This is a genomic window from Rhodospirillaceae bacterium (assembly GCA_040219235.1).
GTDB lineage: Bacteria > Pseudomonadota > Alphaproteobacteria > Rhodospirillales > Rhodospirillaceae > WLXB01.
In genome coordinates this window covers 20054-27269 of the sequence record JAVJSV010000001.1, presented here as the reverse complement: position 1 = coordinate 27269, position 7216 = coordinate 20054, and the positions used below count along the sequence as shown (strand labels likewise).

At 49.4% G+C, this 7216-nt stretch carries 10 protein-coding genes; 5 read left to right on the top strand and 5 right to left on the bottom strand.

Going from position 1 to position 7216, the window contains the following annotated elements:
* A partial coding sequence (locus RIC29_00150) for an IS3 family transposase (GenBank protein ID MEQ8733306.1) occupies positions 1 to 132 on the top strand: 132 nt, incomplete at its 5' end.
* Here RIC29_00150 and RIC29_00145 read toward each other — a convergent pair.
* Together RIC29_00145 and RIC29_00140 are read right to left on the bottom strand one after the other, a co-directional pair.
* Positions 98 to 661 carry a hypothetical protein gene (locus RIC29_00145; protein ID MEQ8733305.1) on the bottom strand — a complete coding sequence of 188 codons (564 nt, stop codon included), beginning with the start codon at positions 659 to 661 and terminating at the stop codon, positions 98 to 100. The two genes, RIC29_00150 and RIC29_00145, sit on opposite strands and share 35 nt — an antisense overlap.
* Positions 654 to 1004, bottom strand: a complete 351-nt coding sequence (locus tag RIC29_00140) for a helix-turn-helix transcriptional regulator (protein ID MEQ8733304.1) — start codon at positions 1002 to 1004, stop codon at positions 654 to 656. Before RIC29_00140 ends, RIC29_00145 begins: the two co-directional genes overlap by 8 nt.
* A 166-nt stretch (positions 1005 to 1170) precedes the next feature.
* Between RIC29_00140 and RIC29_00135 the strand changes: the two genes are divergently transcribed.
* Positions 1171 to 1482 carry a hypothetical protein gene (locus tag RIC29_00135; protein MEQ8733303.1) on the top strand — a complete coding sequence of 104 codons (312 nt, stop codon included), beginning with the start codon at positions 1171 to 1173 and terminating at the stop codon, positions 1480 to 1482.
* A 311-nt stretch (positions 1483 to 1793) separates the two neighbouring features.
* Here the strand turns inward: RIC29_00135 and RIC29_00130 are convergent, their stop codons facing one another.
* The 3 genes from RIC29_00130 to RIC29_00120 all read right to left on the bottom strand — a co-directional run bounded on the left by RIC29_00130 (position 1794) and on the right by RIC29_00120 (position 4600).
* Positions 1794 to 2276, bottom strand: a complete 483-nt coding sequence (locus RIC29_00130; GenBank protein MEQ8733302.1) for a TlpA disulfide reductase family protein — start codon at positions 2274 to 2276, stop codon at positions 1794 to 1796.
* A 16-nt stretch (positions 2277 to 2292) separates the two neighbouring features.
* The gene (locus RIC29_00125; GenBank protein MEQ8733301.1) at positions 2293 to 3588 is read right to left on the bottom strand and encodes a sialidase family protein; all 1296 of its coding nucleotides are present in this window, start codon (positions 3586 to 3588) and stop codon (positions 2293 to 2295) included.
* 373 nt (positions 3589 to 3961) lie between these two features.
* The gene (locus tag RIC29_00120; GenBank protein ID MEQ8733300.1) at positions 3962 to 4600 is read right to left on the bottom strand and encodes a DUF1775 domain-containing protein; all 639 of its coding nucleotides are present in this window, start codon (positions 4598 to 4600) and stop codon (positions 3962 to 3964) included.
* A 250-nt stretch (positions 4601 to 4850) separates the two neighbouring features.
* Between RIC29_00120 and RIC29_00115 the strand changes: the two genes are divergently transcribed.
* From RIC29_00115 to RIC29_00105, 3 genes are all read left to right on the top strand, one after another.
* Positions 4851 to 5450 carry a YcnI family protein gene (locus RIC29_00115; protein ID MEQ8733299.1) on the top strand — a complete coding sequence of 200 codons (600 nt, stop codon included), beginning with the start codon at positions 4851 to 4853 and terminating at the stop codon, positions 5448 to 5450.
* A gap of 7 nt (positions 5451 to 5457) precedes the next feature.
* Entirely contained in the window at positions 5458 to 6237 is a 780-nt protein-coding gene (locus RIC29_00110; GenBank protein MEQ8733298.1) for an SDR family oxidoreductase, read from the top strand.
* A gap of 490 nt (positions 6238 to 6727) precedes the next feature.
* Positions 6728 to 7138: a hypothetical protein gene (locus tag RIC29_00105; protein ID MEQ8733297.1), complete on the top strand. Its 411-nt coding sequence runs from the start codon at positions 6728 to 6730 to the stop codon at positions 7136 to 7138.
* The last annotated feature ends 78 nt before the right edge of the window (positions 7139 to 7216 follow it).

Below are 7216 nucleotides of genomic sequence, written 5' to 3'. Positions count from 1 at the left end.
CAGAAATGGTCGACGCGGCGGCAGGCCGAAGCCGCAATCTTCAAGTACATCAACGGGTTCTACAACACCCGAAGACGTCATTCATATCTGGGCGGCATCAGCCCGCTCGCATTCGAGGCCAAGGTGGCATAATGAGATAGGTGACCGGCGCAAAACCGTTACAAGTCCAAACCTTTTGCGTCTCATGGTTAACAACATTACGGATAATTGCCCGCTGGCGACGCTCGGCTATTTCATTCAACTCTACTTGGCCGCGTAGTGCGTTAATGTTAGAGCGGTGAGAACGAGATGACGGTCTTGGTATAGAACTTCCAAGTGCTCGCTCTACTGCAGATCGTGAGAGTATTTCGCCCAGGACTGGCGAAAAGGTCTCTCTTAAAGTCCGTTGACTGACATCGCCGAGTTTCTTTGTGCTGCCTTGGAACTTAATGAGCGCGGCTATTGCTTCTCTTAGATACTTCCGTTCTTCTTTTGACTGGTTTGGGTGAAAGTCAGTATCACTGATTATTCTAAGTCGCTCGATTGACTTGACGACCGTCTGCTTATGCTCATCACTCAGTTCGCGGAACAGATCAGTTATTTCCACCAGTTTGGGCAGGGATTGTTCTTGTTCAGGAGGCCACGCAGGGAATTCAGTTATCTCATTATTGTCATCACTCATGACCTACTAAACCGTCTTTCAAGGCTTTGAGCTGTTTAACGGCAATAGCAAGTTTCGCTTCGTCGAGATCTTGGCAGATAGCCATCACCTGACTTTGCAAGCTTCGTTTATTGGAACTGATTCTGGCAGATTGATCGAAGGGCTCAAGTAAATCGCCTAAGGGCGTGGCCAGTACTTTTGAGAGGCTGAGAATTGTCTCAAAGCTTGGCAGACTCAGGCCGCGCTCAAGTTTAGACAATGCATCGACTGAACGACTGATCTCGCCAGCTAGTTTCTCCTGGCTGAGTCCGCGTCCCTTGCGGAGTTCGCGTAGTCTTATCCCAAATTCGTTACGTGCATTCATACCCAGAGTTTTCTATGGGTATGGGGAATTGACCACAGACTATAGACTTAGTATCTTGTTGGAATACAGATAGAATTACGTCTTTCTGATATAAATAAGTGTTTGTTCTGCAATAAGTAGATCAACCAATCTCAGGCGTCTTTGAGACTTTAAAGCGGAAACGACAATGGCAAGGTTAGTAGCTGACCTCTTATGTGTATTGATTTCATGCACCAAGGTCATTGCGATCTTTGTGCTGTTTGGTCTGTGTATGTGGATTTCGAAAAATATTCTCGGTTGGCCTAACTCACTGAGTTTTGAGCTTATGGTAGATGATTGGAACATTGACCTATGGGTAGGTCTGGCCATGTTCTTCGGTTTGATTGTGTTCGAGCCGACAAAGATCGTGATGGAAGATGTACTCAAGTTGCTTACAGACTGGCAAGAACGTCTCAAGCTTTGGTCCAGGCCTCCAAAGGGCCGCCTTGGTCGTAGATAATTACGTATGTGATATATAAAAACTCCATAGTTAATTTCTAACTCATATCGACTGATCATTTATCAAATGAGTTGATTGATACGCCTTTTCGAATTGGCTGCACGCGGAGGTCTGGGGTCCGCATATGAATTTATGTGTAGTTTCCATTTCGAATCTTGTGCTTTTTGTGTGCGCAGTCACTGGCGAACAGATCTCAGCGGTTTTCCTATCTATAAATAAGTTTTTTAAAATAATTGGGGAATAGTTTTTTTTAAGTACAGGGATAGTAAATAAGTTGGATGAAATTTCGGAGTTGATGAATTCGAATTCCGTTATTCCGTGGCCGCTAAAACAGCAGCTTTGAATTCCTCAAGAGACTTCTTGCCTTGGATTCGCGTATGCACCGCGCCCGAACGATCAATGATATACGTGGTGGGCACTACTTCATTCCAGGCGGGGTCGATAACGCTGACCAAGTAATCCACATCTCGATTATCGCGAGCGTAGGTGCGAAAGCCAGGGAAGCGCCGGTCGCGCATGTCCGAAATATGATCGGTACTGAACTGTGGTTCGTCGACTGAGATACCGATCAGGCTGACATTGCTGTCCTTAAGGTCTGCCTCCAACTTTTGCAGATCAGGAATCTCTACGAGGCATGGAGCACACCATGTGGCCCAGAGATTCAGGACCACAACATTACCTTGTTCCTGCGCCAAGATAGCCTCAAGGTCAGCCGGACTGACTTTCTCGACCGGATCACTCGCTAACGCCGTGCCAGCTAAAAATAAGGCGATAGCGATGAAACACCTGCTCATCCTGGCTCTCATGGGTTCAACGCAATCCAACTTCGGTTTCCCCTGGTATACTTGGTAGCACCGTCGTGTGAATCCTATCTTCCTGTTCCCATGCAACACGAAATCCTCCATCGGGCAGTGCGACAACTACTGGGCTGGAGGCGTGCTCTGAACCAGAGTCTATAGCTGCAATGTTTCCGACTGGTGAACCTGTTAGGTCATACATGCGATAAAAAATCTGACGCGGTCCGTTCGTCTTGCCGTGCCAGGCTACAAGCACGTGGCTATCGTTGACGGCGATGGATGGAGCATCTGAGATCAGAGCATCTGGATGTGTTGGTGTTGCTCGGACGAAAGATTTTCCACCGTCCACGGAGGAAGAGAAAAATACGCCAGGCTCCTCTTCTCCGCCACTGTAGACCGCAGAAAACACTGCATCCTCCTTGATTGCGACAGCGGTGGGTTTGAGCGGACAGGCATCGATCTGCCATGGTGTTGTGCCCATTGCGACACGATCGTTCTTGATGGCGCCGTCGGGACCAAAGCGCGTAACTGTAGATTGGCGGAAGCCATCCGGTGAGACGTCTCGCATTGTTACTAAAATATCCGCGCCAGCAGAGGCAGTGGCCATCAGCTGACAACATGGGCACACATTAGCAGCGAATATTTCCTGATCACTGCCAAATGTCGCACCGCCATCTCTAGATACCGCAGCGTATAAAGCTCCCGTATTCTGTTCTTGTGACATGTGGCGGGTATCAATCCAGAACAGGTGAATGCTACCATCCGGTACGGCGGTGATGGTCTGAAAGGCTGCCGCACTCATAAAGCCGCCATGGATCATCTCGCTCAAGTCAGAGTTGGTCAGAGTGGATGCCCGGCGAGGGGCTTCGAAGGTGCGTCCACCATCGGTCGAGCGGGTGTAGTGGGATGTGAGCGCAGGCTTATCGTGCTCTGGATGGATTTCATTGGCGGCGTAGGTAATGTGCCAAGTGCCATCCGCCGAGCCGACGATACGAGGTCTGCTAACCGATTGGCCCCAGACCACGCCCGCATCATGATTGACCTTAGTTGGTGGGTCGAAGGAGATGCCGCCGTCATGCGAGATAGCGACATAAAGATCCGTATAGGATAAGTGCCGATCATGACCACTATGTTCGCCACTTAACTCAGGAGCGCGATCGACCCACAGCATTGCGAGGTCGCCGTTGGCATTGAGAGCGACATCTGGTGCCACGGCGATATGGCCGCTTGGACTCACCGGCTCGGCTTGAGCCAAAGTTCCAGAAAAGACGAGAATTATTAAAGCGATTGCGGATTTGAAATAGACCATGAGTGGTTCCCTTCATGCAGCGTTTTCAGCTAAACCCAGAGGATAACAAACTGTGAGGTCATACTTATTAAATTATACATTAGTGTTTCGTATCTTTGTAGGCCTCTGTAGTGGCAATTTTGCCCGACACTATACTCATGCCTGAACTGACCTTTCTTTATTAATAAATTCAAATATTAGAAGCTCTGGCGAACAGATGTTTCTTATCTCAAAGCGAAAGCATTTTGGTGGCCTTCATCATCGTTGCCGACGGATGAAGAAAACATATATTCACATAAGTGATGACTCAATAATAAAACAGGCAGAAACGGGGCGGTCATTGACCGCCCCGCCACCAAACTGAAAACATTAGCTATAAATCCTGGGGAGGATATTATTTGGCCATTGCTTCCTGTTGGACGGAAGTCCCACGGGCTTGCTCAGAAGTCCATTCCCATGGGTATTGTTTTTTCTCCGGCGCGCGAATCACGAGGAAGGGTGCAGGGGTTGCAGTTGCCGTCATGAACGCCCAGGTTTTTTCTGCGAACTGTGGGTCGTTAATGTCGAGTGCCGTTTCTGGCATATCCACATAAGGGTCCGTGCCTTCTTCGCAAACCGTGATGTTTTGGACATGGAACACTTTGCCCGGCTCATCCGGCAGGGTCATGCGAAACTTGAACGGGTACCAGCCATCTGCAGGAACTGTTTTCACTGGATCTTTCCAGATGATTTCACCAACAACTTCGTTGATTTCACGACCATGGGCCATGATTGGTGTCTCCAGCGTCCGCATTTTGTACTCAATGTCCCAGGCTGGATCAAAAGCTGCCTTAGCGTCTGTAACGCCATCCGGGACTCTAATGCGCAAACCAACAACGGGGCTGCCTTTGCAGCCGTGGTTCACACTAAGAACCATGGGCGTTGAGTAACCCGCGTAGCCTTCTTTAAGGTCGAGAGCATTATGGGCTGATGCTGAACTGGCGAAAGCCATTCCCACCATGGCCGCAGTTGTAAAAAGTACTTTCTTGAACATTTAAAAATCTCCTATTGAAACGGTGCATTTAGATGTTCGTGGCCAGCGACCCTAACATCTGTGAAAACTGTTATGGGATGAAATTAATAACAGTTCTGTCCAAAAAACGCCAGAAAACCTTAACTCTGGAGCGGGTCCAGGGTTTGACCACGCGTCGGTCGTGTTACCCAAATTGAGCATACGAGCCTCAAATTCCTAGCCTAGCGTGTTGGTATACTGCTGGAATTTCCGGCGCATACGGGAGGGAATTATGAAAACATCTAAATGGCTTAAGTGCGGCTTGGCTGCCGGTGCTTTGTTTGCGGCGCAGTCTGCGCCACACGCCCATATCATCATCGAAGATATGCAGGGGCGGGCTGGCTACAACGAAATGCTGACTTTGATTGTGCCCCATGGGTGCGGTGCGGACCCAACCACCGCCGTGCGCATGAAAGTGCCGGAAGAAATTACGCTTGTGGTTCCGCATCCGGGTGATGGCTGGGACGTCGAGATCAAGAAACGCAAGACCGATCAACCGGTGATGCGCGAAGGTCGGCCCATTACCGAAGTGGTCGATGAAATCGTATGGTCTGGCAATACACTACCGTCAGAGGAGCTCGGCTTGTTTAAGTTTATGGCTTCGGTGCCCCGCACGCCGGGCAAAGTGTTGTACTTCAAAACCATTCAGGTTTGCGGCGAGAAAGAAGACCGTTGGGTCGAAACCCATGACAACGACGAAGAATACTGGCGGGCTTGGCTTCTCAAAGCGCCAGCACCGTTCGCTGTTATTGTTGAGCCGAGTAAGCCTCAACTGGGTGTCGACATGCAAACACTGGCAAAGGCACGGGCTGAAATGTCCGGTGGCGAATAGGGGGGGTATGCCTAATTATATGAAAGCCTTGGGCTTGGCGATTATCTGTTTGTCGCTGAGTTCACCTCTGCTGGCGGCTGACAAGGTGGTGGTCGTCGGCGGCACCAGCAGCACCGGCATCGCCGCCATCCGCTTGGCCGAGGAGGCCGGCTATGATGTGGTTGGCACCACTCGCAGTCTGGAACGGGCCCGCGAACGCTACGGCAGCGATATCAACTGGGCCGTGGTCGACATCAAAGACCCGGCAACCGTAGCCGCTGCATTTGAAGGCGCGGATTACATCATCTCGTCCATTGGCTCGCTTGAACCAACGGGAGATAACCGACCGGAAAACGTTGACTATAAGGGCGTTGTGAACATGGTCGATGCGGCCATTGCGGCGGGGGTCAAACGGTTCGTGTTAATCTCCTCAGCCGGGGCTGGCGGGGACGTTCGCAATCGCCTCAACTTTATCTTCAATAACATCCTGGTGTGGAAGTGGCTCGGGGAAGATTACCTGCGTGACAGCGAAATGGAGTCCGCAATTCTTCGGCCCGGAAACTTAAACGATGATCCCGGCGGTGTAACAGGGGTCGATCTGCTTCAAATCGATAGTACGGCAGCGCGGCGGCAAATTCCCAGGGCGGATGTTGCAGCGGTCGCCGTGTATTGTCTGGAGAGCGCGGATTGTAAAAACAAAACCTTTGAGATGTTTGCCGACCTCGAAGGGCCTGTCGGTCAATGGAAGTCCACGCTGGCCGGGCTTACAGAAGACGACGTCACTATTATGGCCATGCCGCAACGCTAAGGTTTGAGTGACTGCGAGAGCAAGGTCGAGATCGTAAGGGCGGTGACGGTCGTGTCATCGCCCTGGTTCGTTTGTCTTTGCCCAGGCTGATTAACCTAGTGAAGAAAAGAGTGGGCAAAACAGCTTTGTAATCCACATGATGAACGACTCGAAAGACCTAGAGATTACACAAGAGCTATAAGCCATATGTCGCTAATTTTAGGTAAAACGCTCAGAGGTAATTATGTTATCTTGGGAAAAAACCAATAAAGTCACTAGCCCTGTGGTCAAATATCTGGGAGTGCAGTTTTTTAGCTAATTGCTAAGGTCATGAACTTCTTAGCTATTTTACGCTCTTGATACTAGGCAAAGTATTTCTGGAAGCTCAGCGAATACATTTGCTCTTGAAACATTCAATTCCGAATTCCTAAAGTGTGGTATGGTGAAAGTCAGGAATGTGAATTTGGAATCATTTCAAAGCTCGCCTAACAGTAAAAGTTGAATACAGAGCATGATTTTTAGACGGCGGAACAAAAAAGCAATTTTAAGTGCATGCTTGGCGCTGGTTCTGTCGTGGGCGTCTCCGCTTCTTGCGTGTGGTGATGAGTCACCACACGTTATTGATCAAACTAAAACTTCGAAACATTTACATTCTGTCGCTGACATAAATCCACATGATCACGGAGAAACTGAAGGTTTTACACCTCAAGAAATTTGTGAAGAAGTATGTGACCAAATGTATTCTCCTGCTCCGGCTCTTGCAGGAGATTTGGTTAAGTCTGAAAAAGAATTTCATAAATCTGTTCTGGTTTCGCTACCTGAACTGCCATGCCCAAGAGCGTTGGGACCTGCAGACCCGTCCTTTTTTTATTGGCCAAGTGGTCAGCCGCTTTACCTCACAACTGAACGTCTTCGTCTCTGAGATTGTTGTTGCCTAGAGTCTAATAGGGTCCTGCATATAGCAGCCCGTCACCAAGGTTCTATGCAATCCAATCTTTGA

Excerpts from the sequence above, each read along its gene's own strand:
- RIC29_00145 (MEQ8733305.1), bottom strand. The coding sequence starts at position 661 with ATGAGTGATGACAATAATGAGATAACTGAATTCCCTGCGTGGCCTCCT.
- RIC29_00140 (MEQ8733304.1), bottom strand. The coding sequence starts at position 1,004 with ATGAATGCACGTAACGAATTTGGGATAAGACTACGCGAACTCCGCAAG.
- RIC29_00135 (MEQ8733303.1), top strand. The coding sequence starts at position 1,171 with ATGGCAAGGTTAGTAGCTGACCTCTTATGTGTATTGATTTCATGCACC.
- RIC29_00130 (MEQ8733302.1), bottom strand. The coding sequence starts at position 2,276 with ATGAGCAGGTGTTTCATCGCTATCGCCTTATTTTTAGCTGGCACGGCG.
- RIC29_00125 (MEQ8733301.1), bottom strand. The coding sequence starts at position 3,588 with ATGGTCTATTTCAAATCCGCAATCGCTTTAATAATTCTCGTCTTTTCT.
- RIC29_00120 (MEQ8733300.1), bottom strand. The coding sequence starts at position 4,600 with ATGTTCAAGAAAGTACTTTTTACAACTGCGGCCATGGTGGGAATGGCT.
- RIC29_00115 (MEQ8733299.1), top strand. The coding sequence starts at position 4,851 with ATGAAAACATCTAAATGGCTTAAGTGCGGCTTGGCTGCCGGTGCTTTG.
- RIC29_00110 (MEQ8733298.1), top strand. The coding sequence starts at position 5,458 with ATGCCTAATTATATGAAAGCCTTGGGCTTGGCGATTATCTGTTTGTCG.
- RIC29_00105 (MEQ8733297.1), top strand. The coding sequence starts at position 6,728 with ATGATTTTTAGACGGCGGAACAAAAAAGCAATTTTAAGTGCATGCTTG.